This window comes from Mycobacterium sp. DL, assembly GCF_039729195.1.
GTDB classification, from domain to species: Bacteria; Actinomycetota; Actinomycetes; order Mycobacteriales; family Mycobacteriaceae; genus Mycobacterium; species Mycobacterium hippocampi_A.
Map to the genome: position 1 here is coordinate 2700289 of NZ_CP155796.1, position 25546 is coordinate 2725834.

Consider the following 25546-nt stretch of genomic DNA (forward strand, 5'->3'; position numbering starts at 1 on the left):
CATCACTAGGTCTCGTCGACTGCTGCGTCAGGGCGCCCTGCTGGCCTGCGTCATCGCCGTGTGCGGATGCACGGTTCCGACGTCGCTGAGCCGAGCCGAGCCGACCGGAGCGCGCATCCTCTTCGAAGACGAGTTCAACGGCCCGGCCGGGGCGCTGCCGTCGTCGCAGTGGCGGTACGAGACCGGCGGCGGCGGTTGGGGCAACAACGAACTGCAGATCTACACCGACAGCCCGGCCAATGTCAGCCTCGACGGAGCGGGCCATCTGGCGATCACCGCCCGCGGGGACGCCCAGGACGTGATCACCTCCGCGCGGATCACGACACAGGGGAGTATGGAGTTCACGTCGGGGCGTGCCGAAGCGCGGATCGCGCTGCCTGCGGGCACCGGCCTGCATCCGGCATTCTGGCTGCTGGGCAGCAACATCGATCAGGTCGGATGGCCGGCTGCCGGCGAGATCGACGTCATCGAGACGCTGAACTACGCCACCGAGTACCACACCGGCATCCACGCCCCGCGGCAAGGATCGCCCCGCGGCCAGGAAGTCTCCACAGCGGGACCGGCGCCCTCTCCGCTGGCAGGCGAGTTCCACACCTACTGGGTGGAACGCACACCGGGCCGCATCGTCACCGGAGTCGACGGGCTCACGCTGTTGACCGTCACCCCTGCGGATCTGGCGGCGGACAGTCGCTGGGTTTTCGACGCCCCGTTCTTCCTGCTGCTGAATCTCGCGGTGGGCGGCAACTGGCCGGGCCCCCCGGACGCCTCCACGCCGAATCCCTCGACGATGCTTGTGGATTGGGTGAGGGTGACGGCGCTGTGACCAGATCTGCTGTTCTCGACCCCGCCATGCCATCGCAGGCACAGCCGACCTGGCCGCACGCCCGTTGGATCGGCATGCTCGACCTCGACGACTGGACCCCCGACCTCGACGGTGCGGTGGAGTTCGTCGCCGGCGATGCCGACGGTTATCAGAAGGCACGCGTACTGATGCGCCACCGGCTGCAACCCGTAGCCTTCGTCGAGGCATCCATCGTCGATGGCCGGGTACGAGTCCAGGTTCCGGCTGATTCGACGCGGGATGAACCCGAACGACATTGCCGATTGCCGTCGGTGTCGGTGGTGGTGTGCACCAGAGATCGACCGGACCAGCTGGCTGACGCGCTGAAATCGATACGGGCACTGGACTACCCCGACTACGAAGTGGTCGTCGTCGACAACGCGGCGAGCAGCGACGCCACGGCCCGAGTGGTCGCAGAACTCGGCGACAGCCGGGTACGCAGGGTTGCCGAGCCGATCCCCGGGTTGTCGACCGCCAGGAACACCGGTCTTCGCGCGGCTCGCCACGATCTGGTGGCATTCACCGACGACGATGTGTTCGTCGACCGCCAGTGGCTGCGCGGAATCGTCCGCGGTTTCGCGCGTACCCCGAGGGTCTCGTGCGTGTCCGGTCTGGTCCCCAGTGGCGAACTGCGCACCCCGGCACAGAACTACTTCGATCAGCGGGTTTCGTGGGCCGGGTCGCTGCAGCCGCGGTTGTTCAGCATGGCTGCGCCGCCACCCGACCAACCGCTGTTCCCGTTCCAGGTCGGTCGCCTCGGAACGGGAGCGAACTTCGCGGTCAAACGGGACCGCATCGTCGAACTCGGGGGCTTCGACGAAGCGCTCGGAGCGGGCACGGCCGCGCAGGGCGGTGAGGATCTCGACCTGTTCTTCCGGGTGCTCACCGCAGGCGACGAACTGGCCACCGAACCGTCGGCGATCGTCTGGCACCGCCATCGCAGTGACAACGACGCGCTGCTCGCCCAAGCGCGTGGCTATGGTCTCGGCCTGGGCGCCTGGTTGACGAAGGTGACCCTGGACCGGTCGCATCGGCGGTTGGCGGCCAGGGTGATCCGGCGACAGTTCCGATCGTCGCTGCGCGCCGGCGTCGACTATGGCGCAATCATGGCTCCTCCCGAAGACTTTCGCGACGAGGTGCCGACGTCGGTCGGCCGAACCGAGGTGCTGGCCGTGCTGGGCGGACCCAGGGCGCTGTGGCACGGAAGAAGGAAACTCACCCGCACCGCCTCCACGGCCCGGCGGCGATGACAGTCACGCTGCAACCGCCCGTCGGCGACACTGCGCCGACCATCGCGGTCGACGTTCCGCGGGCGCGGTACCGGGTTCCATTCGGGACGGTGCGCATGGCGGACCTCGCTGCGGTGGGCGCAGTGGCCGGCGCGGTCGCGTTGATGAACCTGCCCGCCGGGTTGCGCGCGATCAGCCTCGCGGTGTTCATCACGATCGGGCCGGGCGCAGCGGTACTGACATGGGTGCGGATTCCGCGGCGGGCGCTGCTGTCCACGGTCCCGGTGCTGGGCGCGGCGATCATCACCCTGGTGGCGATCACCGCGATGTGGTCCTATCGCTGGAGTCCGCCTGACATCCTCTGGGTGCAGGTGATGGCCGTGGCGGGCAGCAGCGCGTACTGGTATTACCGCACCGGCAGCACCGTGCTCGACGGTGCCCGTCTGTGGCGGATGCGGACCATCATCGGCACAGCCGACAAATCCACTGTCCGACAGTATCTCTCGCTGTCTCTGAGTGGGTTGGCCGTCGTGTTGTGGGTGGTCGCTGTTCCCGGCCTGCCGGGGGTGGACGCGAGCTACTACGGCCTGCTGTTCTCCGGGACGGGCCCGCTGCTGGCCGTGTGCATCGTGTTGTGCAGTGCGGCGCTGTTGGTCGCTGTGCGAAATCGCCAGTTGTTACCCGCGGCCGGCGCGGTGGCGGCGGCCATCGTCGTGGCTCGGGTGACCACGGTGGCGGCGACCGAGGTCCCGCTCTACGACTGGACGTACAAGCACCTGGCAGTCGTCGACTACATCATGCTCAACGGGCGGATCACCCCGGACGGCACCGACATCTACGCCCAGTGGTCGGCGTTCTTCGTGACCTGGGCGTGGTTCTGCGACATCACCGGGATCGAGCCGATCACCGTCGCGCACTTCTTCGCTCCCGTCATGCACGTCCTCATCGCGCTGGCGGTGTACACCGCTGCCCGGGTCATCGGTCGGTCCAGGCGCACGGCGGTGACCGCGGCGTTCATCGCCGAGATCACCAACTGGGTGGCACAGGACTACTTCGCGCCGCAGGCGTGGGCCCTGGTGCTGTCGTTCGGGATGCTGGCACTGCTGCTGGCATCTCCGCGCAGCCCGGCATGCGGTGTGCTCAGCATCGTGGTGTTCGCCGCGACCGTCCCGACCCACCAACTGACACCGTTCTGGGCGGTGGCTGTGGCCTGCCTGCTGTGCCTGTTCAAGCGCGCGCGGCCGCGGTGGATCGCGTTGGCCATGGCGGCGATCGCGTGCGCCTACCTGTTGCTGAACCTCGAAGCCGTCCTGCCCTACGGCCTGTTGTCCGGTGGCACGCCGATCAGCAATGCCACCAGCAACATCCTGACGTCCGGACTGCCCGCGAAGGACTTCACCTCTGCTGTGGTGCGGGGGTTGTCCGTCACCGTCGTGCTGACCGCGCTCGGCTGCGCGTTCTGGATGTGGCGGCGGAAGAAGCCGATGTTCGCGCTCGGCATCGTGGCGTTCAGCTCTTTCGGTCTGCTTCTCGGGCAGAGCTACGGTGGCGAGGCGATCTTCCGGGTGTACCTCTACTCACTGCTCGGCTGCGCGATTCTCATCGCGCCCGCGGTGGTCGCCGCCGTGGACGGCGTCGGGGGCCGCGTGCAGCGGGTGCTGGCACGGACCGCGGCCGTTCTCGGGCTGACGGGTGTGTCGCTGGCCGGGCTGCACGGCTATGTCGCGTTGTGGCCCATGGTTTTTGAGACCCGCGCGCAGATCGCCCTGATGGAAGAGCTCACAGTGGACGCGGATCTGAGGACCCGTCTGGTGATGCTGCGATTGGGTGGCTTGCCGACCAGGCTCAACGCCGACTACGCCGAGTTGACGTTGCACAACCCGTATTTTGATGAGCCGGTCAGTTATGACCTGTGGGACGGCCGAGATCCGAACCTGCCGGAACTCAAGGCGAGTTTTCCCAGCGAGGAAGATCTGAAGACGCTCAACGACAACGCCACTCGAGACGCCTACATGGCGTATGTGATGTTCAGCGAGCAGTCGAACAAGGCGGTGCGCTACTACGGCGACTATCGACCCGAGGCGATCGACATCGTGCAGGACGCGCTGCGTGCCTCGCCGAACTGGACGGTGTTCTACGAAGACGGTGAGACGCTCGTGTTCCGAAGCATCAACCAGGAGAACGCGCCTGGCTGACGCCGTCGATCAGGGGTGCGACGACGCGCCGATGAGAGAACGTGTCCGCTCCGCCACGGAGTTCAGTGCCCTCCCGATTCTGTCCGCGTCGAACAGGGAATCGTGGAAATGCGCGGTGAGCCAGACGGCGCCGAGGACCGTCGACGTCGTGACCGTCACGCCGCAGGGTCCGGTCGGATCGCTGGCGACCAGGAGCCGGGCCTCGGCGGGGTCGGTGAACGGCCACTGGCCCGAACGGGGAACGGTACCGATGCCGGAGTGCAGAATACGCAGTTGCGGTCGGTCGGGCACGGTCCACTCGGCGCTGCGGCCCGAACGTAACGCCAACCGCGTCTTGACGGTTCCGGCGATCAGGTTGGCGACGGGACGCGCCGTCGAATTGGCCGCGGTCATCTGCGCCTGCAGCAGACCAGGACCCGCCTGGCGATCCAGTTCGAAATCCAGGCCGGCCGTGAAGGATGCCAGCGTGTCATATCCGCGCGGCAGATACCGGCGGACGTCGAACGGCAGCGTCACCGTGGGGGCAACGTCGAACCCCGCGTCGAGGAATGCCTCGTAGAGCGCGTGGGTGTGGATGGCGAACAGGCTGACCCCGGGCAGTGCCGAATCCCGTTGCGCGCGTGTCTCGGCGAGCTCGGCACCTGAGATGCGGGCGATGCGGGTGGCAGGGGACGCGATGATGGCGACCGTGTCCGGCGCCTGGGTGGCCGGCGCTGCGTCGACGTCGCGGCGACGCTGACGCCACAACGGCAGCAGCCTGTGTGGGCCCAGGCCGAGGGCTCGGACGCCGGCGACGAGCAGCGGTGAGACCGGCCGATGGAAGGGGGCCCAGAGACTTCGATCGGCCGGATCGGCACAGCCGAACAACACGTCGATGATCGTGTGCAGCAACGGGATCTCGCCCAGGCCGTGGCTGAAGTCGATAGCCAGGTAGTCGCCTGCGGTCAGCACCCGGATGCCCCCCGGCGGGCCCTGGCGCAGGGTCGCCAGCAGGGTGGTGGGGTCGGCACCGTCGGGCAGGACGGTCTCGGTCACGGCTTGGTGGACCGATTCCGGCGCATAACGCCACCGGGTGCTCGAGGTCGAGGGCTGCAGCCCCACCCGTGCCATCGGACCGACAGCGGCGAGCGCCGCGAAACGTCGGGTGAGATCCTCGATCGCAGGCAGTCGCACAGGTCCGACGATGACCGCCGATCGCCTGTTGCTGTGCTGCACATCGAGTGTCGCGACGCGGACGGTGTCGGTTTGCCGGCGACGTCGAGGTGCAGCCATTGTGAAAGAACCTATCAGAGTGCGATATCCGCTGGTGACGTCGATTTTCGCGCGAGATGCGCCGGTGTTCGTGATTCCGCCGCCCGGCTGTTTAGTACGTTCTGACGATGACCTCGACCGACCGCCGCACCACCCCGGAGTTTCGCGGACGTGCCCTGTGGCTGGCGGCCGCGGTCGTCGCAGCCGGATACGGACTGTTCCTCATCGTCACAGCGACGCAGGTTCCGATCGGATCGGAGTTGACCGGTCGGTTCGGATTGCAACCCGCGGTGAAGGCGCTGGCCGCGGTGCTCCTGGCCGCCGCGGCACTGACCCACCCCGTCCCGCGGGAGCGTCGATGGCTGGTCGGCGCTCTGATCTTCTCGGCCGCAGGTGACTTTCTGCTCGCGATGCCCTGGTGGGAACCGTCGTTCGTGCTGGGGTTGGCGGCGTTCCTGGTTGCCCATCTGTGCTTCCTGGCGGCGCTGGCACCGCTGGCCGTCGCCACACCCGGTCGCGTCGCAGGGGTCACGGTGATGATCGCCGCCTGCATCGCACTGCTGGTGTGGTTCTGGCCGCGACTGGTCGCCGAAGGGATGGCGGTGCCGGTCACGCTGTACATCGCGGTCCTGGGCGCGATGGTATGCGCGGCGTTGCTCGCCGATCTCCCGACCCCGTGGACGGCCCTGGGTGCGGGCTGCTTCGCCGTCTCGGACGCGATGATCGGCATCGGGAAGTTCGTGCTGGACCCGAATAGCTCTGAAGCGCTGGCGGTGCCCATCTGGTGGGTGTACGCCGCCTCGCTGCTGTTGATCACCGCCGGATTCTTCTTCGGCCGGTCGTCAGGACCATCTGCTAGACCTGCGGAGTGACGACTACCCGGCAGGCCGCCGAGCATGAACCGGTCGCTCGCGTGCTGCCCATGCTCTCGGTCCCGCACCTGGACCGAGAGTTCGACTACCTGGTGTCGGCGGAACAATCCGACGATGTCCAGCCGGGGGTGCGCGTCCGGGTACGGTTCCACGGCCGGCTCGTCGATGCCTTTGTTCTCGAAAGGCGCTCGGACACAGATCATGTCGGCAAGCTCGGCTGGCTGGACAAGGTGGTCTCGGCCGAGCGGGTGCTCACCCATGAGGTGCTGCGCCTGGTGGATGCCGTGGCCGCGAGGTACGCCGGTACCCGCGCCGACGTGCTACGACTGGCCGTTCCACCTCGACACGCCAACGTGGAGAAGAAGGCGCCGTCACCCCTCGAGCCGCTCCCGAGCGCAACCGAACCGATCGACATCTCCGGCTGGTCCGTCTACAGCGGTGGTGCGCAGTTCATGGCGGCGCTTGCCGACCTCCGCGCGGCGCGAGCGGTGTGGCAGGCGCTGCCGAGGGAGTCGTGGGCCCTGCGGATGGCCGAGGCCGCCGCGGTGACCGTGAACTCGGGTCGCGGCGTGCTCGCGGTGGTCCCCGACCAACGCGATGTGGATCGACTCAGGGCCGCTGCTGTCAGCACGGTCGACGAGTCGAGGGTGGTGGCGTTGTCGGCGGGCCTGGGCCCCGCTGAACGCTACCGGCGGTGGCTGTCGGTGCTCCGGGGGGACGCACGGCTGGTGATCGGCACGCGCAGCGCCGTTTTTGCCCCTGTCGCGAAGCTGGGCCTGGTGATGATGTGGGATGACGGCGACGATTCACTGGCCGAGCCGCGTGCGCCGTACCCGCATGCCCGCGAGGTGGCCATGCTGCGTGCTCATCAGGTGCGCTGCGCTGCGCTCATCGGTGGCTATGCGCGCACCGCCGAGGCGCAGGCACTGGTTCGAAGCGGCTGGGCGCACGACCTGGCAGCACCACGTCAGGCGCTGCGGTTGCGGGCGCCCCGGGTGGTCGCCCTGGAGGACAGCGCGTTCGCGCAGGAACGTGACCCTGCCGCGCGCTCCGCACGGCTTCCCTCGGTGGCGCTGGATGCGGCACGCGCTGCCCTCGCCGGCGGCGCACCGGTGCTGGTGCAGGTGCCCCGGCGCGGCTACGTTCCGGCGCTTGCCTGCGGCCGGTGCCGGGCCGTCGCACGGTGCCGGCACTGCACCGGGCCGTTGTCACTGCCCGGCCGCGACGCTCCCGGCGCGGTCTGCCGATGGTGCGGCCGCGACGAGCCGGCCTTGCGCTGCACGAAGTGCGGTTCCGACGCGGTGCGTGCCGTCGTCGTCGGTGCCCGCCGGACCGCCGAGGAGTTGGGTCGGGCATTCCCCGGCGCGACGGTGATCACCTCGGGCGGCGACGGGGTGGTGGACGCCGTGCCGCACCGGCCCGCGGTGGTGGTCGCCACACCGGGCGTCGAGCCGCTCGCCGAGGGCGGGTACGGCGCAGCTCTGCTTCTGGACAGTTGGGCCCTGCTGGGCCGACAGGACCTCCGCGCCGCCGAAGACACGCTGCGGCGTTGGATGGCCGCAGCCGCGCTGGTGCGCAGCCGCGCCGACGGGGGCGTGGTCGTGGTGGTCGCAGAATCCGCGATACCCACGGTGCAGTCACTCATCCGGTGGGATCCGATAGGCCACGCGCGGGTCGAACTCGACTCCCGCGAGGAGGTCGGTCTGCCGCCGGCAGTTCACATGGCGGCAGTCGACGGAGCCGCGGCCGCGGTGACGGCGCTGCTGGATGCCGCCGAGCTCCCGCAGACCGGTGAGCGCATCGGGCCGGTCGAGCTCCCGGTCGGGGCCCGCAGACCGCCCGGGGTGTCGGCCGAGCTGCCGGTCAGCAGGATGCTGGTCAGGGTCTCGCGTGAGGGTGGACTGGCGCTGGCCGCGTCGCTGCGCAAGGCAGCGGCGATCCAGAGCGCCCGCCACGACCAGGAGCCGGTCCGTGTGCAGATCGACCCGTTGCACATAGGGTGATCTTGATCGCACCGACAGGAGGTGGAATGGAGCGTCTGGGCAGGTTGCTGGCCGCGTCGCTGCTCCTCGTGCTCGGGCTGCTCGTCCTGGGGTTCATGGTGCTGTGGCCCGTGATCTTCCACGGAGGCAGCGAGTCCTCCGGCTCCGTCCCCTACGACCCGGTGGTGATCACCGACTACGACGTCGACATCGTGGTGGACGACGCAGGCGATATGACCGCCGTGGAGACCATCACCACGGAGTTCCCCAGCGGCCGCCGCGGCATCTTCCGGTACTGGGACGTCGTCAACCAGAACGACCCGCGAGTGCGTCAGGAACCGGCGGTGAACTCCGTCCTGCTCGACGGCGGGCCGGTGCCCTACCAGATGTTGTGGGAGGACGATCAGCGGTTCCGGGTGGCCAAGATCGGCGACCCGGATCGCACCCTGAGCCCCGGCAGCCATGTGTTCGAGATCCGGTACACCATCCCCGGCGTCCTCGACCCGGGTGACACCGCAGCGGACAAGCAGTTCGCGACATCCGCCGAAGGCGCCGGTTCCTCGCCGTCGCAGCCCGCTTCGCCGTCGGTCCTCTTCTGGAACGTCATCGCCCCGTCCTGGAACAACACCATCACCCGGGCCGACATCCGCGTCACCTTGCCCGCGGCGGTCGGCAGCGCGCAGTGCTCGGTCGGCCTGGGCATCGGTCGGCCCTGCGACAACCTGACGGTCAGTGGCAACACGGTGACCCTGTCCGCGGCGTCCCTGGGACCCCGCACACCGGTCACGCTGCGCGCAGGCGTCGATGTCCCGACCCCACAGCGGCAGGAATCTCCATGGCCGTTCGCCTGGGATGGGGTGCTGGGGCAATCGGTCACCGGCGTGATCTGGGTGGGCGCGCTCACCGTGCTCTTCGGACTCGGCGGGTCGCTGTGGTACCGCAAGACGCTCGAGCGGTCGCCGGGCTTTCCGCTGCAGTACGCGCCCCCGCCCGGATTGGGCCCGGTACAGACCGAGTACATCCGCACCGAGGCCGTTCCGAAGAACGGGCTCACCGCCACGTTGTTCTATCTCGCCGAACGCAAACTCATCACCCTGCAACAGGTCAACGACAAACAGTGGAACGTCCGGGGGATCGCCGACAGAGGCTGGGCCGACATCGATCCGGTCAGCACGGCCGTCGCCATGGCGCTGAAGGTCAAGGGCGCCGGCAGGGAGTTCGAGGCGAAGAAGACGGTCAAGTCGGGGGAGCGGCTCAGCAAGGCCAAGACCGACATGGCCAAAGCGGTGCAGAAGTGGGCCCTCGATGAGCAGCTGATGGTCAAGCGCAACAAGGAACTCTGGGTTCGTGCCGCCAACGGCGCGGCTTTTGTGCTGATGATCTGCGCGGGCTTCCGATGGGGCTTCCCCTCGACGATGTGGGTCCTCCCGTGTGCCGCGTTCTTCGTGTGCTCGGTCGGATCGTGGAACCCCGGCGTCGGGACCCGGCGCACCGCGACCGGGCGCGAGCTGTGGTCCCGCGCAGGGGGCTTCCACCGCATGCTGGCCACCGACTCTGCCGAGGCCCGGTTCGACTTCGGCGCCAGGAAAGACCTGTACACCGCATACGTGCCGTTCGCCGTCGCCGCGGGTGCCGCAGCGTTGTGGGCCAAGAAGTACGAGGCATACACCCATACCGCTGCCCCGCAGCCGGATTGGTACAGCTCTTCGAGTTCATCAGGAGGGTGGGGATTTGCCGGGGGCTCGAGTGGTGCTGACTTCGACAGTTTCGAATCCGCCCTGTCGTCGTCGATCGGCGCCTACACCGCGTCGCAGTCCTCCTCATCAGGGGGCGGGGGAGGCGGCGGTGGCGGTGGTGGTGGCGGCGGTGGCGGTGGCGGCGGAGGAGGCGGGTCATGGTGAAATTCCTGTTGATCGTGGTACTGATCCTGGCGGTCCTTGTCCTGATCGGATTTGTGGTCGGCTACAACAAGATTCGTGCTGCCGACGTGCGGGTCGCCGAAGCGCTCTCCGGCATCGACGTCGAGCTCACCCGCCGGGCGTCTCTCATTCCGAGCCTTGTGCACACGGTGCAGACCTTCGCCACCCACGAGAAGGGAGTGCTGGACCACGTCACCAATGCCCGAGCGGCGCTGGCGGCCGCGACGACCGGGTCGTCGATCGCCCAGCGCAGCGCCGCCGAGAAGGATCTCGACACCGCGCTGGTTCCGCTGTTGGCGCTGGGGCAGTCCTATCCGCAGCTCAACTCGTCGAACAACTTCCTGAATCTGCAGGAGAACCTGGCCGACACCGAGAACAAGCTGGCCTTCGCCCGGCAGTACTACAACGACGCGGTCGCGACGCTGAACCGGTCACTCACGACGATCCCGTGGATGTTCGTCGCGCCGCTGGTCGGGGTGTCTGAACGGGAGTACTACCAGACCCCGCGCTAACGCGTCCCTACACTGACTCGGTGCGAGTTGTCTTCGCCGGCACCCCGGAGCCGGCCCTTCCGTCCTTGCGTCGGCTCCTCGAGTCGAGTCGCCACGATGTCATCGCGGTGTTGACCCGACCCGATGCCGCCGCCGGGCGACGCGGGCGCTCCGCGCCGTCGCCGGTGGCACAGCTCGCGCTGGAGCACAACATTCCGCTGTTGCGCCCCGCGCGCCCAAACTCATCCGAGTTCGTCGCCGAGCTGGCCGAATTGGCGCCGGACTGCTGCGCCGTCGTTGCCTACGGGGCACTGCTGGGTGACGAGCTGCTGGCGGTGCCGGCCAACGGCTGGATCAACCTGCATTTCTCGCTGCTGCCGGCATGGCGGGGCGCGGCGCCGGTTCAGGCGTCCATCGCCGCGGGCGATTCGGTGACGGGTGCCACCACCTTCCAGATCGAGCGCAGTCTGGATTCGGGACCGGTCTACGGTGTGGTCACCGAGACGATCCGCCCCACCGACACCGCGGGTGACCTCCTGGGGCGGCTGGCGGTTTCGGGCTCAGCCCTGCTGGAATCCACGCTCGACGGCATCGCCGACGGAATCCTGACCGCAGTGCCGCAGCCTGCGGACGGTGTCACCGTCGCGCCCAAGATCACCGTCGATGAGGCCAGAATCCGGTGGGATCTGCCTGCGCACGTCGTCGAGCGCCGGATCCGCTCCGTGACGCCTCAGCCGGGGGCGTGGACGATGATCGGTGATCTTCGGGTCAAGGTGGGACCGGTCACGGTCGAGGCCGATTCGCAGGAAGTGTTGGAGCCGGGCCAGATTCGCGCTGCCCGCGACGGGGTGCGGGTGGGCACCGGCTCGCAGCCGATCCTGCTCGACCGGATCCAGCCGCCGGGAAAGAAACCGATGGACGCGGGCGACTGGGCGCGCGGTGCACGGCTCTCCGAGAGCGACCGCGCGGTATGACCCGCCCCGGCAAGCGCCGCCCACCCCGGCGCCAGGAACTCGACCCGGCCCGCCGGGCGGCGTTCGACGTACTCCGAGCGGTCTCCGAGCGGGATGCCTACGCCAACCTGGCGCTGCCGGCCATCCTGCGGGAACGTGGGATCCACGGCCGCGACGCGGCTTTCGCGACAGAGCTGACCTACGGCACCTGCCGAACCCGGGGTCTGCTGGACGCGGTCATCGCACGCGCGGCCGGTCGTCCCATCGACAGGATCGACCCGGTGCTGCTCGATCTGCTCCGGCTGGGTACCTACCAGCTGCTGCGGACCCGCGTTGAGCAGCACGCCGCGGTGTCGACGACGGTGGAGCAGGCCGGCATCGAATTCGACACCGCGCGAGCAGGATTCGTCAACGGTGTGCTGCGCACGATCGCCCGGCGTGCCGAAAGTGATTGGGTCGACGAGCTGGCCCCACCCGTGACGACCGATCCGGTGGGCCATCTGGCGTTCGTAAATGCCCATCCGCGATGGATCGCCCAGGCATTCGCCGATGCCCTTGGCGCCGACGCGGGGGACTTGTCTGCACTGCTGGCCAGTGACGACGCCCGCCCCGACGTGCACCTCGCGGCCCGGCCGACGGCGTTGACCGGAGCCGAACTCGCCGAGCAGGTCCACGGCACCGTCGGCCGGTACTCGCCCTACGCGGTGTATCTCGGCGGCGGTGACCCCGGTTCGCTCGCGGCGGTGCGCGCCGGCATGGCGCTGGTCCAGGACGAGGGAAGTCAGTTGGTGGCGCGCGCGTTGACGCTGGCGCCACTTGCCGGCGCCGACGACGGGCGATGGCTGGACCTGTGTGCGGGCCCGGGCGGCAAGACAGCGCTGTTGGCGGCAATCGGGCAGGCCACCGGCGTCGAGGGCGTCAGCGTCACCGCAGTGGAACCGGCGCCGCGCCGAGCCGACCTCGTCGCGGAGAACACCGCGGGCCTGCCCGTGGAGGTGGTGCGGGTCGATGGTCGGGAGTCGGGGCTGCAGCCGGGTTTCGACCGGGTGCTCGTTGATGCTCCGTGTACCGGGCTGGGGGCGTTGCGCCGGCGACCGGAAGCGCGATGGCGCCGTCAGCCCGGTGATGTGCCGCAGTTGGCGAAGCTGCAGAGAGAACTGCTGGCCGCCGCTATCGGTCTGACCCGACCGGGTGGTGTGGTGCTCTATGCGACCTGCTCGCCACACCTGGTCGAAACGGTCGGCGTCGTCGCCGACGCCCTGCGCCGCCATCCGGTGCAGGCGCTCGATGCCCGGCCGCTGTTCGAACCGGCCGACAGGCTCGGAGCCGGCCCGTACGTTCAGCTGTGGCCGCACCGGCACGGCACCGACGCGATGTTCGCGGCGGCTCTGCAAGTAGGCTGACGTCCATGCGTGCCGTGCCAGGAGCAGGTTCAGCCCCCCTGATCGCGCCGTCGATACTGGCTGCCGACTTCGCTCGGTTGGCCGATGAGACGGCAGCGGTGCACGGCGCCGACTGGTTGCACGTCGACGTGATGGACAACCACTTCGTCCCCAACCTGACCCTGGGTCTTCCGGTGGTGGAATCTCTGCTGAAGGTGACCGACATTCCGATGGACTGTCACCTGATGATCGACGATCCCGGACGCTGGGCGCCGCCGTATGCGGAGGCGGGTGCCTACAACGTCACGTTCCATGCCGAGGCCACCGACAACCCTGTGGGGGTCGCCCGTGACATCCGCGCCGCCGGCGCCAAGGCGGGCCTGGCGATCAAGCCGGGCACGCCGGTGGAACCGTATCTGGAGATTCTCCGGAACTTCGACACCGCGTTGATCATGTCGGTGGAGCCGGGTTTCGGCGGTCAGAAGTTCATCCGCGAGGTCCTGCCGAAGGTCGGCACTCTGCGCCGACTCGTCGATTCGGGGGAGTTGACCGTGATCGTCGAGATCGACGGAGGCATCAACGACGACACCATCGAGGAAGCGGCCGAGGCCGGAGTCGACTGCTTCGTCGCCGGCTCGGCCGTCTACAGCGCTGAGGATCCCGCGGCTGCGGTGGTGGCACTGCGCCGGCGGGCCGCGGACGCGTCCACACACCTGACCCTATGAATCTCGACGCCGCGATGCGGGCGGCCATTGAGCAGGCTGACCGGGTCAAGGGGCGGACGTACCCGAATCCTCCTGTGGGAGCGGTCATTCTGGACCGTGACGGTGAGGTGGCCGGCGTCGGGGCCACCGCACCGGCCGGTGGCCCGCATGCCGAGGTGCTGGCGCTGCGTCGGGCCGGCGGACGTGCCGCCGGCGGTACCGCGGTCGTCACCCTGGAACCGTGCAACCATTTCGGACGCACTCCGCCGTGCGTTGATGCGCTTGTCGAAGCGGGGATCTCGGCCGTCGCGTACGGCGTGCCCGATCCCAATCCGGAGGCGGCCGGCGGCGCCGCGCGGCTGGCGGCAGCCGGTGTCGACGTCACGGCCGGGGTGTTGTCCGATGCCGTAGCCGGAGGGCCGTTGAGGGAGTGGCTGCACAAGCAGCGCACCGGAATGCCCCACGTAACATGGAAGTTCGCGACCAGCGTCGACGGGCGCAGCGCTGCCGCCGATGGCACGAGTCAGTGGATCACCAGCGAGACCGCCCGCGCCGACGTCCATCGCCGACGCGCCGCCGCGGATGCGATCGTGGTCGGTACCGGCACGGTCTTCGTCGACGACCCGAAGTTGACCGCCCGGCTGCCCGACGGGAGCCTCGCCGACAGGCAACCCTTGCGCGTGGTCGTCGGCGAGCGCGAGATATCGCCGGACGCAAAGATTTTGAACGACGACTCGCGAACCATGGTGATCCGCACCCGTGATCCCCATGAGGTGATCAAGGCGCTCTCGGACCGCACCGATGTGCTGCTGGAAGGGGGGCCGACGCTCGCCGGCGCCTTCCTGCGTGTCGGAGCCATCGACCGGATCCTGGCCTATGTGGCGCCGATCCTGTTGGGAGGACCCATCACTGCGGTCGACGACGTCGGGGTGCTCAGCATCGCCCACGCGCAGAAATGGCGCTTCGACGGCATGGAGCCGCTGGGCCCCGACGTGCTGCTCAGCCTCAAGCCCGCCTAGAGCGGTCTCATCACGCGCGGGCGAACACCTGCACCAGTGCGTCGCAGAACGCCGGTAGATCGTCGGGGTTGCGACTGGAGACCAAGGTGTTGGGTCCGTCGGTGCACTCGACGACCTCTTGGTCCACCCAGCGCGCCCCGGCGTTGCGCAGGTCGGTCTGCACGCTTGGCCACGAGGTGATCGATCGGTCACGCACCGCGTCGGCCTCGATGAGGGGCCACGGACCGTGACAGATCACCGCAACCGGCTTGCCGGCCTCGAAGAAGCTCTTGATGAAGGCCACCGCAGCTGTGTTCATCCGCAGATTGTCCGGATTGGCCACACCGCCGGGCAGAACCAGACCGGCGTAGTCCCTCACCTCGGCGTCATCTGCTGACTTCTCCGCGTCGAAGGTGTCGGCGGCGGTCAGATGGTTGAACGCCTGCACCTTGCCGACTTCGGTGGAGATCAGCTCCGGGCGGCCACCGGCTTCCTCGACAGCACGCCACGGCTCGGTCAGCTCCACCTGTTCGACCCCCTCGGTGGCCACGAGGAACGCTATTTGCTTGTCATCCAATTGTTTCCGCATGTTCATCTCCTGTTTCCGTGTCCGGCTTCACAGTGCGTACCCGGCGCGGCAGCAGGCGAATCCGGACAGTTCGCTCGGTAGACTGGGCGCAGAAGCCCGGGCCATCGCCGCCCGCGGGAATATCGCGCTTTCACCGAAGAGTTGCCCTCGGTGAGCACGAACAAAGGAACACCACCATGACTGCCCTGCAGGACTGGCTCAGCGCCGGTCCGCTCACCCCGAACAGCCTCAAGACCGTGGTCCTCGACGCGTGGCGGGGTCTGACCTCCGACGAGGCCGGACCCACCGACGAGCCTCAGCTCATGGGACGCGGGCTCGAGCGCTGCTGAGGTTCACCCGACACGTCGGGTTCCTCAGCCTGCTCGCCGCGCGCACTGATCAGCAGACCCAACACCGCACCCACGACGCAGACCACGGCCGTGATCGAGAAGATCTCGCCGTACTGCAGCACGTAGGCCTCCCGGATCCGGCCGGCCTCCGCTGACAGTCGCTCGGCGAGGCTGTTGCCGCCTTTGCTCGCGGGCAGGCTCGCCAGATGCTGGTTGAACCGATAGAGCCCCCAGGCGCTCAGCGCCGCGATGCCGATCAGCATGCCGATCATCCGGGACACGACCACCGCGGCCGACGCGATGCCGTGCTGGGCAGCGGGGACCACCCGCAGTGTCGCCGATGTCAGCGGGCCGATGACCAGGCCCAGGCCGAGCCCTGCGATCGCCAGGTCGGTATCCAGCGTCGGCAGGCTCACCACACCGAGGTCATGTCGGGCCGCGAGCAGATCCACCGGCCACTTCGAGATCAGCAGGTAGCCGCCGGCAGCGATCATCAGGCCGGCGAAGGCGACGATCCGGTCGCCGATCCTCGCGGCGAGCCAGCCGCCGAGCAGCGCGCCGACCGGTAGCGCCACCAGAAAGCGCAGTAGCAGGAATGCGGCCTCGTTCTGGTCCTGGCCGAGGACGCCCTGACCGAACAGTTCGACGTTGACCAACGTGACCATCAGTGCCGCCCCCGCGCACAAAGACGCTCCCAGAGCCGCCAGGAACGGCCTGAAGTGCACGCCCGCCGGTTCAAGCAGGCGGGTGCGCGCGAATTTCTCCCAGACGAAGAACGCCACGATCGCCACGGCGGCGGCGATCAGGACCGGCGGACCCCAGCTGGGCAGCACCGTTCGCCCGTCCGGCGCAGGGTTGTAGAGCCCGATCACCGCCAAGCCCAGCGCGACGGCCAGGAGCAGGCCGCCCACCACATCGACCTTCTGGGGATCGTCGGTCTTCTGCCGACTCGGCAGGCTGAAGTGGATCATCACCATGGCGATCACCGCCAATGGGACGTTGACCCAGAACACGGACTGCCAATGCCCGAACAGCCAGACCAGGGTGATTCCGTAGATCGGTCCGAGTACGCTGCCCAGCTCTTGAGCGGCGCCCACCCCGCCGAGCACGGCGGCGCGGTTGCGGGCAGCCCACAGGTCGGCGGCCAGGGCCAGCGTCACCGGGAGCAGCGCCCCGCTGGCGGTGCCCTGGATGATGCGACCCAGCACCAGGATGGTGAGGTCGGTGGACATGGCCGTGACCACCGAACCGACTGCGAAGCCGACGAGGCTGACCTGGATCAGCATCTTGCGGCCGAAGCGGTCCGAGGCGCGCCCCAGCAGCGGCATCGCCGCGATGTAACCGAGCAGGTAGCCGGTGATGATCGGCGTGACCCGTTGGATCTGATTCACACCGATACCGACGTCGCGCATGATGTCGGTCATGATCGTGACGACGACGTAGGTGTCGAGTGCACCCAGGACGACCGCGAGACTGCCCGCGCTGATCGCGATGTTGCGATTGGTCTGACCCGGTTTCACCGCCGGCGCGGTGGTGTCCGCCGGGGACGAACGGTGCATCAGGGCGCGGGTCGGTCGACGGTGACCGGCTCGCCCCACTTGGACAGCGTCATCGTGACGCTGTTGCCGGGGCTCGGCTCCAGCCGGGCCTGCATCAGCTCGTGGTCGCCGCCCTCGGCGATCCACGCCGTGCCGGGCACCGGACCCGTCGCTCCGATCTGCGGGGCGATCTTGTTGACGGCATCGGCGGTGACGCTGCCGGTCACCCGCACGGTCTCCACACCCTCGATGGTCTCGCGCCCGTCGGCGGTGGCGTCGGAGAAGTTCGTCAGCACATTGGCCAGACCCACACCGGGGTTCAGGATCGCCGCGACGTCGTAGATGTCGGAGGCCGGCCCGAAGTTCGAGAGGCTGCCGCCGGAGGTGATGGCTGCGTAGAGGTCGCCGTCAGAGACCACGAACTCGACACCTTCGAGGCGCTGGCCGAGGAAGACGATGTCGGCGGTTCCCTTGGCGGCCACGGCGGGTGCCTGCGTGAGGTCACCCTCGAGGGATTCGACTGGGAGTTCGGCGATCTGGCCCTGCACCGTGAGGGTGAGGTGAGCGCTGGTCTGGCCCTTGGTGGTCTCGCTGGACTCCGACAGCAGCGTGGCGGGGTCGGGGAGTTCGGCGGTGGAGTCCTCGGACGACGATCCGGAACACCCTGCAACGAGGGCGACGACGGCGATCAGGGCGGCGAGGATCGCCAGAAGGCGGGTCTGCATGCCTGCATCGTAGTGGGTGCGCGCGCGGGTACGTGCTGCCCGGGTTCCGGCCGCCCGAGCAATCATGGCTTCTGATCAGGAGTTTCGATGCCTCTCGACGGCTCGGGCGCAGAGGCACGTTCTAGGCTGGACACCGTGTTCACCGGAATCGTCGAAGAATTGGGTGAAGTCGTCGGCAGGGAAGATCTCGGCGACTCGGCCCGACTGGTCATCCGCGGGCCGATCGTGACGTCGGACGCCGGGCACGGGGACTCCATCGCGGTCAACGGTGTGTGTCTGACCGTGGTCGATGTACTCGCCGACGGCTCGTTCTCCGCCGATGTGATGGACGAGACACTGAACCGCTCGAGCCTGCGCGTCCTCGATGTCGGAACCCGGGTGAACCTGGAGAGGGCGGCGGCGATCAGCAGCAGGCTGGGCGGCCACATCGTGCAGGGGCACGTCGATGGAACCGGCCATGTGGTCTCCCGCACGCCGTCGGAGCATTGGACCGTGGTTCGCATCGCGCTGCCGGTGCCGCTGTCCCGCTACGTCGTACAGAAGGGATCGATCACCGTCGACGGCGTTTCTCTGACAGTGTCCGGGCTCGGACCGGATTGGTTCGAGGTGTCGTTGATTCCGACGACGCTGGATCTGACCACGCTGGGCCGCGCCGAGGTCGGCACTCCGGTGAACCTCGAAGTGGACGTCATCGCCAAATACGTCGAGCGGTTGATGGCGGCGAAAGACGGCTCCAGCAACGAGTAGATCCGGCGCCCTTGCAGCCGGTGGGTTTACCGTTCCCGTGAGACACCGCGGCCACTCGATTCACACGTGTCACACTTTGCTGAATCCGCGACACGCCGAATGCAGCAATCTTTCAGAAAACGACGACGGGCAATTGACGGTGACGTAATCTCCTCTGCTAGTCCAGTGTGACCAGGCGAGGAGTTCTTTGTGGCGAACCATCGGAAGATTTCAGCGAACCGAAACAAGCAGGCTAAGCGCTTAGCGGTTCTTGCGTTCCTGGGACTGGCAGTTGCGTCGCCGGGGATTGCCACAGCGTCGGCCGACGCCACCGAGGGGTCTTCCGCCTCCACTGATGCCGGCACAAAAACCGATGCCGGTCCGAAGGGCGATCCGGACGGCGACAACGACGCTGGGATCGGCGACGCCGAGTCCGAAGACGGTGATGCCGACGACGACGGTGATGCCGACGACGATGCTGAGGATCTCGACGAAGACGATCTCGGCGAAGAAGACGAAGGAGACGACGATCTCGACGAAGACGCCGAGGAGGCGGACGACGATGAGATCGACGAATCGGAGCCGCCACCGGTCGAGGGCGACGACGCCAGCCCTGAGCCGACGCAGTCCTCCGGCGCACCCACGTCAAAAGCAGCGCTGAGGAACACTGAGCCCGAACCGGTCGACGCCATGTCGATGAATTCGCCCCCCACCGACCTCGAGTCCTCGTCGATCACCACAGAACCCGACGACACAGTGGCGCCCCAGCAGACCGCACTCGTCGAAACACTGGCCGAGCCCGAGGTCGACGAGAAGTCGCCCTGGGACTTCCTGCCGCAGTACCCGGAGATCGCCGGCGTCACCAACACCGAGGTGGCCGCGGTGGTGTTCATCGCCGCGGCGGCCGCGACGGTGATCTCCATCCCGACGGCTCCGCTGCTCACCATCCCGCTGCTGTTGGTGACCATCGCGGCGTGGACCCGGTTCGAGGATCTGGGCACCAACCATCACGCGCCCACCGCCCAGGTGACCAACACCATTCGGGCTCTCGGGGTGGTGACCGGCACGCTGATCGGCAACGACGAGGACGGCGACCCGGTCAACATCACGCTGGAGAACGGGCCTGCCAACGGCAACGTGCAGATCATCGGCAGCTCGTTGCTGGGCGGCTTCCAGTACATCTACACCGCGAACAATCCGCTGACGCTCGGCGCGATCGACGACTCCTTCACGATCAAGATCGACGACTACGGCGGCTGGCGCAACCATCCGCTCGGAATGCACGCGGTCTCGATGACGATCGACGTGACGTCCGGTTCGGTGATCAACGGCTTCCCGGTTTTCACCCAGGAGGCGACCATCGTCAGCACCGATCCCGATACCCAGCAGATGCTGGGCACCTTCGCGGCCACCGATCCCGACGGCACCCCGCTGACGTTCACCGGTTTCGCCGTCTCGTCGCTGCTGGGGACCAGCGTCGAGGTCAGCTATGACGAGGACGGCAACGGCACCTTCACCTACACCCCGTCGGATGCCGCGATCCAAGCCGCGAGACTCGACTTTCTCGGCATCGGCGACTTGATCACGATCACCGCAACCGATGCCAACGGCGGCTTCGCCATCAGCACCGTCACGGTTCACCTCGTGGCCCCCAACAGTGCGCCCCTGGTCTTACCCGTCGGAACAGCGATCCCCGACCTCGCCACGGGAATCGCGACCGGATCCGTGCTCGGCACCGACCCCGACGGCGACGAGCTGCAGTACAGCGTGACGGGATACGGAGGCGGCCAGTCGGTCATCCTCGAAAGCGGCGGCATGGTCGTCATCGACGACGACGGCAAGTGGACCTACATCCCGTCCCTGAACGGTGGCGACCCGATCCTGGGGACCATCGACGACAGCTTCCGGATATATGTCACCGACGGCTTCGGCGGAGAAGCGTCCACGCTCATCGGCCTGCTGACCCGCGAGTTGAATATCGACTACGACAACACGGCCGTCGCCGGGGGAGTGACAGGTGGTTTGTCGATCCCGTCGGCGCTGTCCGGACTGTTGACGTACAGCCTGGGAGCAGGCGCCCCTGCAGGGGTGACAGTCAACGCAGACGGCACCTACGCCTACACCGGCACCTCGGAGACGAGCTTCTCGATCGTGGGGACCAACGCCGACGGCGGATCACTGACAGTGGCCAACGTGACCGTTACGCCGAACCGGGCGCCGACGCTGACCACCAAGGGTTTGAACATCACGCCCACCCCGGGCAAGACCGAGGTCTGGACCGGCGTGACGGTGAACGACCCCGACGGGGATGGCCTGACCTGGTCCTACTCTGCGTCGAATGGGTCTGTCAGCTTCTCTCTTCCAGTCGACCTCACGGATCCATTGGGCGGTTCGAGGACCAGTAGTCGGACCGTGACATATAAGTCGAATGGCGGGAATGACCTCTTCTTCCAGAACGGCCCCTCTGACACGATCTACATCACGGTCACGGACTCGAAGGGGCTGGCGACGACGTTCACTCTGTCGTACCCGGCCTGAGGGTCCACGGGCTCCTGACATCCTCACCTGACCGGCGGGCAATAACCGGCGTCTACTCGTGGTTCATACTGAGAGACGTTGACTGAGGTGTTCCGCGGGCTTCGGCGCCGGAACCGGCAAGGTGGTGAGGATGACGAGGCTGGATTCGGTCGAGCGCGCATTGGCCGACATCGCCGCGGGTAAGGCCGTGGTCGTCATCGACGACGAGGATCGCGAGAACGAAGGCGACCTGATCTTCGCCGCCGAGAAGGCCACCCCCGAACTGGTGGCGTTCATGGTGCGCTACACCTCGGGATACCTGTGCGTGCCGCTCGACGGTGACATCTGCGACCGACTCGGCCTGCTGCCGATGTACGCCGTCAACCAGGACAAGCACGGCACCGCCTACACAGTCACCGTTGATGCCAAAAGCGGTGTCGGAACCGGTATCTCGGCGTCAGACCGGGCGACGACGATGCGGCTGCTGGCGGATCCGAACAGCACGGTCAACGAGTTCACCAAGCCCGGTCACGTGGTGCCGTTGCGGGCCAAGGACGGCGGCGTGCTGCGCCGCCCCGGCCACACCGAGGCTGCGGTCGACCTGGCCCGACTGGCCGGCCTGCAGCCCGCCGGGGCGATCTGCGAGATCGTCAGCCAAAAAGACGAAGGGGACATGGCGCAGACCGACGAACTGCGGATCTTCGCCGACGAGCACGGCCTCGCCCTGATCTCGATCGCCGACCTCATCGAGTGGCGGCGCAAACACGAGAAGCACATCGAGCGCATCGCCGAGGCGCGGATCCCGACCCGCCACGGAGAGTTCCGCGCAGTCGGCTACACCAGCATCTACGACGAAGTCGAGCACGTCGCCCTGGTCCGGGGTGACATCGCCGGCCCGCACGGCGACGGCCACGACGTCCTGGTGCGGGTGCACTCCGAGTGCCTCACCGGTGACGTCTTCGGTTCCCGCCGGTGCGACTGCGGTCCCCAACTGGACGCGGCACTGGCGATGGTGGCCCGCGAGGGCCGCGGCGTCGTGCTCTACATGCGCGGCCATGAAGGACGGGGCATCGGGCTGATGCACAAGCTGCAGGCCTACCAACTCCAGGACGCCGGTGACGACACCGTCGACGCCAACCTGAAGCTGGGGCTGCCCGCCGACGCCCGCGACTACGGGATCGGCGCACAGATCCTCGTCGACCTCGGTGTGCGGTCGATGCGACTTCTGACCAACAACCCGGCCAAGCGGGTCGGCCTGGACGGCTACGGCCTGCACATCATCGAGCGGGTGCCGCTGCCGGTGCGCGCCAATGCCGAGAACATCCGGTATCTGATGACCAAGCGGGACCGGATGGGCCATGACCTCGTCGGCCTCGAGGACTACGACGAAGCAGTCCCGGGCGAGTTCGGCGGCGCGGTATGAGTCCTGCGGCGGGCGTCCCCGAGTTACCCGCGATCGACGCGTCCGACATCTCGTTGGGCATCGTGGCCAGCACGTGGCACGAGACCATCTGCGACGCGCTGCTCGACGGCGCAAAAAGGACCGCGGCAGACGCCGGCATCAGCGACCCGACGGTGGTCCGGGTGCTCGGTGCGATCGAGATCCCGGTGGTCGCGCAGGCGCTGGCTGCGACCCACGATGCGGTGGTCGCGCTCGGCGTGGTGATCCGTGGTGAGACACCACATTTCGACTACGTGTGTGACGCAGTCACACAGGGGCTGACCCGGGTGTCACTGGATTCCTCCACGCCCGTCGCCAACGGGGTGCTCACCACCAACACCGAACACCAGGCCCTCGATCGAGCCGGGCTGCCCACGTCGGCTGAGGACAAGGGTGCTCAGGCGGCCGCTGCGGCGCTGTCGACGGCGATCACCCTGCGCCAGTTGAAACCATGAGCGGCGGCGATTGGGACCTCGAGGTCAAGCCTCATCTGACGCCGATCTTCGCCTACGGTGCAGCGCTGGTGATCCTGGCCTCGCACGTCGTCGTGGGTGTCCTGCTCAAGGCGTCCTCGACAGGAGTGGTCTTCCGCACCTACGACCAGGTGGCCATCGCGTTGGTCGGAGCGGTCATCGCCGGCTTCGTATGTCTGTTCGCGCGACCGCGACTGCGGATCGGGGCCTCCGGGGTCGCGGTACGTAACCTGTTCGGCTACAAGCTGTTTCCGTGGAGTGACGTGCTGGGGGTGTCGTTTCATCCCGGGGCGCGCTGGGCGCGACTGGACCTGCCTGACGACGAGTACATCGCCGTGATGGCGATCCAGGCGGTCGACAAGCGGCGTGCCGTCGAATCGATGGATCGGGTCCGGACCGTGCTGGAGCGGTACAAACCCGATATCAATTCACATCGCCCATGACCGCACCTTCGCGGCGGGGATCAGCGCCACCCACCCACCCGGATCCGTCACGGACGATGGCCGACAGCCCGCTGGACTGATCGGCGATGGCCACGTCGTGACCGAGGGCGCGCAGCCCCCGGACCAGCGGATCGTGGTCGCCGTTGTCCGACGGGTCGATCACCGGGTGCTCCCCGCCGACGTTGGTCTTCGGTGAGTTGGCAGCGCCGAAATCGACCATCGAGACCGCCTGCTGGGGGTCCAGGCCCCAGTCGAGCATCCCGACAACGGTTTTGACGACGAACTGGATGATCGTCGAACCGCCGGGTGAGCCGGTGACGGCATACAGAGCTCCTCGCGCTCCGGCGGTGTGAGGCTCGAAAATCAGGGTGGGCGCCATCGTGCTACGCGGCCGTTTCCCCGGTTCCAGACGGTTGGCCACCGGCACGCCGTCCGGACCGACGGGTTCGGCGGAGAAATCGGTGAGCTGATTGTTGAGCAGGAAGCCGTCGACCATGTGGAACGAGCCGAACGCCGACTCGATGGTCGTGGTCAGCGACGCCGCGTTGCCCTGTTCGTCGATCACGCTGATGTGGCTGGTGCCGTGCTCGGGAACCGGCGGCACCGGAGCGGTGGGAGGGCCGAATTCACCCGGTTCTGCGGTGCCCATCGTGCTGTCCTGTGAGATCAGCGCCGCGCGTCCCGCCAGGTAGTCGCTGCCCAGCAGCGTGTTCGGCGTCCCGCCCGGTAGGGGCACGAAGTCGGTGTCGGCGACATAGCGGTCACGATCGGCGTAGGCCAACCGCTCTGCTTCGGAGACCAGATGCACCCCCATCACCGTCGGGCGCCCGCCGTTGAGGTCGACCTCGGTGGGTTTGTGTTCGTTCATCGGGAAACGCTCGAGCATGCCGAGGGTGGCGGCCACGGCCATGCCGCCCGAGGAGGGAGGCGGCATGCCGCAGATCTCCTTGCCGCGATACCCGGTGCACAGCGGGTCACGGGTTTTCACGGTGTAGTCGGCCAGATCCTCGACGGTCATCAGGCTCGGGGTGCGGCCTCCGGAGGGGTCCGCCGCGGCGGCGACGATGTTGCCGGCGATCTCTCCGGTGTAGAAGGACTCCGGGTCGGCGGCGATGGCGCCCAACGTCTTTGCATATGCGGGGTTGGTGAGCACAGTGTCCGTGGTCTTCGGCGTCCCGCCCTGCTCGAGGAAGTAGGAGGCGGCGTTCTCGTCGAGGCGAAGTTCAGGCGCCGCATCGGCGATGGCCGCTGCCAGCCGCGGGCTGATGTCGAAGCCGTCGTCGGCGAGTGTCACGGCGGGGGCGAACAGGTCGCGCCACGCCGTCTTGCCGTGTTCGGCGTGGACTTCGGACAGCATCCGCACGATGCCGGGCACCCCGATCGAGCGTCCCGAGGCCCGGGTGTCGGGTTTCGGTTCGGTCCTGTCGGTGTCGGAGATCCATCGCAGATAGTTCTCGGTCGCCGCCGCCGGGGCGACCTCGCGGCCGTCGTAGGCCTGAACCGATCCCGAGGCCGCGTCGTAGTAGAGCAGGAACCCGCCGCCCCCGAGTCCCGATGACTGCGGTTCCACCAGTCCGAGCACGGCCTGGGCGGTCACGAGCGCATCTGCCGCGGTGCCGCCGTCGCGTAGCACTTCGCAAGCTGCCTGCGTGGCCACCGGATTGGCAGTGGCAACGGCATACCGCGTGGTGTGCACGGCCGTCATGTCGCTGCGGAATCCGGTCGCGGCTTCGGGCGCGGCGGAGGTGTCTCTCGGCTCCGACGTCGACCCCGATCCTGATACGGGCGTTCCGTTGGCGACGATGTCGCATGGACCCGCGGGTGCCGGGGCGGCGTTCTGCTCGCTGCCGCAACCGGCAAGCACCAGTGACATTCCCAGAAGTGCCGCCGTCATCCTGCGAGCGGGCCAGAACCGCATCACAGTCACGGTAGTCCGTCTACCCCGTCG

General features: G+C 67.9%; 22 protein-coding genes. 17 read left to right on the top strand and 5 right to left on the bottom strand.

The window, feature by feature from the left end; all coding sequences use genetic code 11:
• Nucleotide 1 precedes the first annotated feature (1 nt).
• From ABDC78_RS13020 to ABDC78_RS13030, 3 genes are read left to right on the top strand one after another with little or no spacing between them, the layout of a single operon-like run.
• Nucleotides 2-823 carry a glycoside hydrolase family 16 protein gene (locus tag ABDC78_RS13020; protein WP_178358533.1) on the top strand — a complete coding sequence of 274 codons (822 nt, stop codon included), beginning with the start codon at nucleotides 2-4 and terminating at the stop codon, nucleotides 821-823.
• Entirely contained in the window at nucleotides 820-2091 is a 1272-nt protein-coding gene (locus ABDC78_RS13025) for a glycosyltransferase (protein WP_347133452.1), read from the top strand. The genes ABDC78_RS13020 and ABDC78_RS13025 overlap by 4 nt, the downstream gene beginning before the upstream one ends.
• Entirely contained in the window at nucleotides 2037-4265 is a 2229-nt protein-coding gene (locus ABDC78_RS13030; protein ID WP_347133453.1) for a hypothetical protein, read from the top strand. The genes ABDC78_RS13025 and ABDC78_RS13030 overlap by 55 nt, the downstream gene beginning before the upstream one ends.
• 9 nt (nucleotides 4266-4274) lie before the next feature.
• On the opposite strand, the gene ABDC78_RS13035 is transcribed toward ABDC78_RS13030, so the two are convergent.
• Nucleotides 4275-5537 carry a hypothetical protein gene (locus ABDC78_RS13035; RefSeq protein WP_178358518.1) on the bottom strand — a complete coding sequence of 421 codons (1263 nt, stop codon included), beginning with the start codon at nucleotides 5535-5537 and terminating at the stop codon, nucleotides 4275-4277.
• A gap of 107 nt (nucleotides 5538-5644) precedes the next feature.
• Between ABDC78_RS13035 and ABDC78_RS13040 the strand changes: the two genes are divergently transcribed.
• From ABDC78_RS13040 to ribD, 8 genes are read left to right on the top strand one after another with little or no spacing between them, the layout of a single operon-like run.
• Nucleotides 5645-6388, top strand: a complete 744-nt coding sequence (locus ABDC78_RS13040; protein ID WP_178358519.1) for a lysoplasmalogenase — start codon at nucleotides 5645-5647, stop codon at nucleotides 6386-6388.
• Complete coding sequence (locus ABDC78_RS13045; RefSeq protein WP_347133454.1) at nucleotides 6385-8391, top strand: primosomal protein N'; 2007 nt, start codon at nucleotides 6385-6387, stop codon at nucleotides 8389-8391. Before ABDC78_RS13040 ends, ABDC78_RS13045 begins: the two co-directional genes overlap by 4 nt.
• A gap of 26 nt (nucleotides 8392-8417) precedes the next feature.
• Nucleotides 8418-10271 (top strand): DUF2207 domain-containing protein, encoded by a 1854-nt coding sequence (locus ABDC78_RS13050; RefSeq protein WP_347133455.1) that lies wholly within the window; start codon nucleotides 8418-8420, stop codon nucleotides 10269-10271.
• Nucleotides 10265-10801, top strand: a complete 537-nt coding sequence (locus ABDC78_RS13055; RefSeq protein ID WP_347133456.1) for a LemA family protein — start codon at nucleotides 10265-10267, stop codon at nucleotides 10799-10801. The genes ABDC78_RS13050 and ABDC78_RS13055 overlap by 7 nt, the downstream gene beginning before the upstream one ends.
• A 20-nt stretch (nucleotides 10802-10821) precedes the next feature.
• Entirely contained in the window at nucleotides 10822-11754 is a 933-nt protein-coding gene (fmt, locus tag ABDC78_RS13060) for a methionyl-tRNA formyltransferase (RefSeq protein WP_178359126.1), read from the top strand.
• Nucleotides 11751-13136, top strand: a complete 1386-nt coding sequence (locus ABDC78_RS13065) for a transcription antitermination factor NusB (protein ID WP_178359127.1) — start codon at nucleotides 11751-11753, stop codon at nucleotides 13134-13136. The genes fmt and ABDC78_RS13065 overlap by 4 nt, the downstream gene beginning before the upstream one ends.
• Nucleotides 13137-13141: 5 nt before the next feature.
• The gene (gene rpe, locus ABDC78_RS13070; RefSeq protein WP_178359128.1) at nucleotides 13142-13840 is read left to right on the top strand and encodes a ribulose-phosphate 3-epimerase; all 699 of its coding nucleotides are present in this window, start codon (nucleotides 13142-13144) and stop codon (nucleotides 13838-13840) included.
• On the top strand, nucleotides 13837-14838 hold the full coding sequence (gene ribD / locus ABDC78_RS13075; RefSeq protein WP_178359129.1) for a bifunctional diaminohydroxyphosphoribosylaminopyrimidine deaminase/5-amino-6-(5-phosphoribosylamino)uracil reductase RibD: 1002 nt from the start codon (nucleotides 13837-13839) through the stop codon (nucleotides 14836-14838). The genes rpe and ribD overlap by 4 nt, the downstream gene beginning before the upstream one ends.
• Nucleotides 14839-14848: 10 nt before the next feature.
• On the opposite strand, the gene ABDC78_RS13080 is transcribed toward ribD, so the two are convergent.
• Entirely contained in the window at nucleotides 14849-15406 is a 558-nt protein-coding gene (locus tag ABDC78_RS13080) for a type 1 glutamine amidotransferase domain-containing protein (RefSeq protein ID WP_178359130.1), read from the bottom strand.
• A gap of 176 nt (nucleotides 15407-15582) precedes the next feature.
• Between ABDC78_RS13080 and ABDC78_RS13085 the strand changes: the two genes are divergently transcribed.
• The gene (locus tag ABDC78_RS13085) at nucleotides 15583-15735 is read left to right on the top strand and encodes a hypothetical protein (RefSeq protein ID WP_178359131.1); all 153 of its coding nucleotides are present in this window, start codon (nucleotides 15583-15585) and stop codon (nucleotides 15733-15735) included.
• Here ABDC78_RS13085 and ABDC78_RS13090 read toward each other — a convergent pair.
• Both ABDC78_RS13090 and ABDC78_RS13095 read right to left on the bottom strand, forming a co-directional pair.
• Nucleotides 15702-17294, bottom strand: coding sequence for an MFS transporter (locus ABDC78_RS13090; protein ID WP_178359132.1), 1593 nt, complete (start codon nucleotides 17292-17294; stop codon nucleotides 15702-15704). The two genes, ABDC78_RS13085 and ABDC78_RS13090, sit on opposite strands and share 34 nt — an antisense overlap.
• Nucleotides 17294-17998 (bottom strand): LppX_LprAFG lipoprotein, encoded by a 705-nt coding sequence (locus tag ABDC78_RS13095; protein WP_178359133.1) that lies wholly within the window; start codon nucleotides 17996-17998, stop codon nucleotides 17294-17296. The genes ABDC78_RS13090 and ABDC78_RS13095 overlap by 1 nt, the downstream gene beginning before the upstream one ends.
• Nucleotides 17999-18133: 135 nt before the next feature.
• Between ABDC78_RS13095 and ABDC78_RS13100 the strand changes: the two genes are divergently transcribed.
• From ABDC78_RS13100 to ABDC78_RS13120, 5 genes are all read left to right on the top strand, one after another.
• A complete protein-coding gene (locus ABDC78_RS13100; RefSeq protein WP_178359315.1) occupies nucleotides 18134-18745 on the top strand; it encodes a riboflavin synthase in 612 nt (203 codons plus the stop codon).
• A gap of 189 nt (nucleotides 18746-18934) precedes the next feature.
• Entirely contained in the window at nucleotides 18935-21262 is a 2328-nt protein-coding gene (locus ABDC78_RS13105) for a hypothetical protein (RefSeq protein WP_178359134.1), read from the top strand.
• Between the two features lie 130 nt (nucleotides 21263-21392).
• Entirely contained in the window at nucleotides 21393-22664 is a 1272-nt protein-coding gene (locus ABDC78_RS13110; RefSeq protein WP_178359135.1) for a bifunctional 3,4-dihydroxy-2-butanone-4-phosphate synthase/GTP cyclohydrolase II, read from the top strand.
• On the top strand, nucleotides 22661-23137 hold the full coding sequence (gene ribH, locus ABDC78_RS13115; protein WP_178359136.1) for a 6,7-dimethyl-8-ribityllumazine synthase: 477 nt from the start codon (nucleotides 22661-22663) through the stop codon (nucleotides 23135-23137). Before ABDC78_RS13110 ends, ribH begins: the two co-directional genes overlap by 4 nt.
• Nucleotides 23134-23598 carry a PH domain-containing protein gene (locus ABDC78_RS13120; RefSeq protein ID WP_178359137.1) on the top strand — a complete coding sequence of 155 codons (465 nt, stop codon included), beginning with the start codon at nucleotides 23134-23136 and terminating at the stop codon, nucleotides 23596-23598. The genes ribH and ABDC78_RS13120 overlap by 4 nt, the downstream gene beginning before the upstream one ends.
• On the opposite strand, the gene ABDC78_RS13125 is transcribed toward ABDC78_RS13120, so the two are convergent.
• Nucleotides 23579-25516, bottom strand: coding sequence for a gamma-glutamyltransferase family protein (locus ABDC78_RS13125; protein WP_178359138.1), 1938 nt, complete (start codon nucleotides 25514-25516; stop codon nucleotides 23579-23581). The two genes, ABDC78_RS13120 and ABDC78_RS13125, sit on opposite strands and share 20 nt — an antisense overlap.
• Nucleotides 25517-25546: the final 30 nt, after the last annotated feature.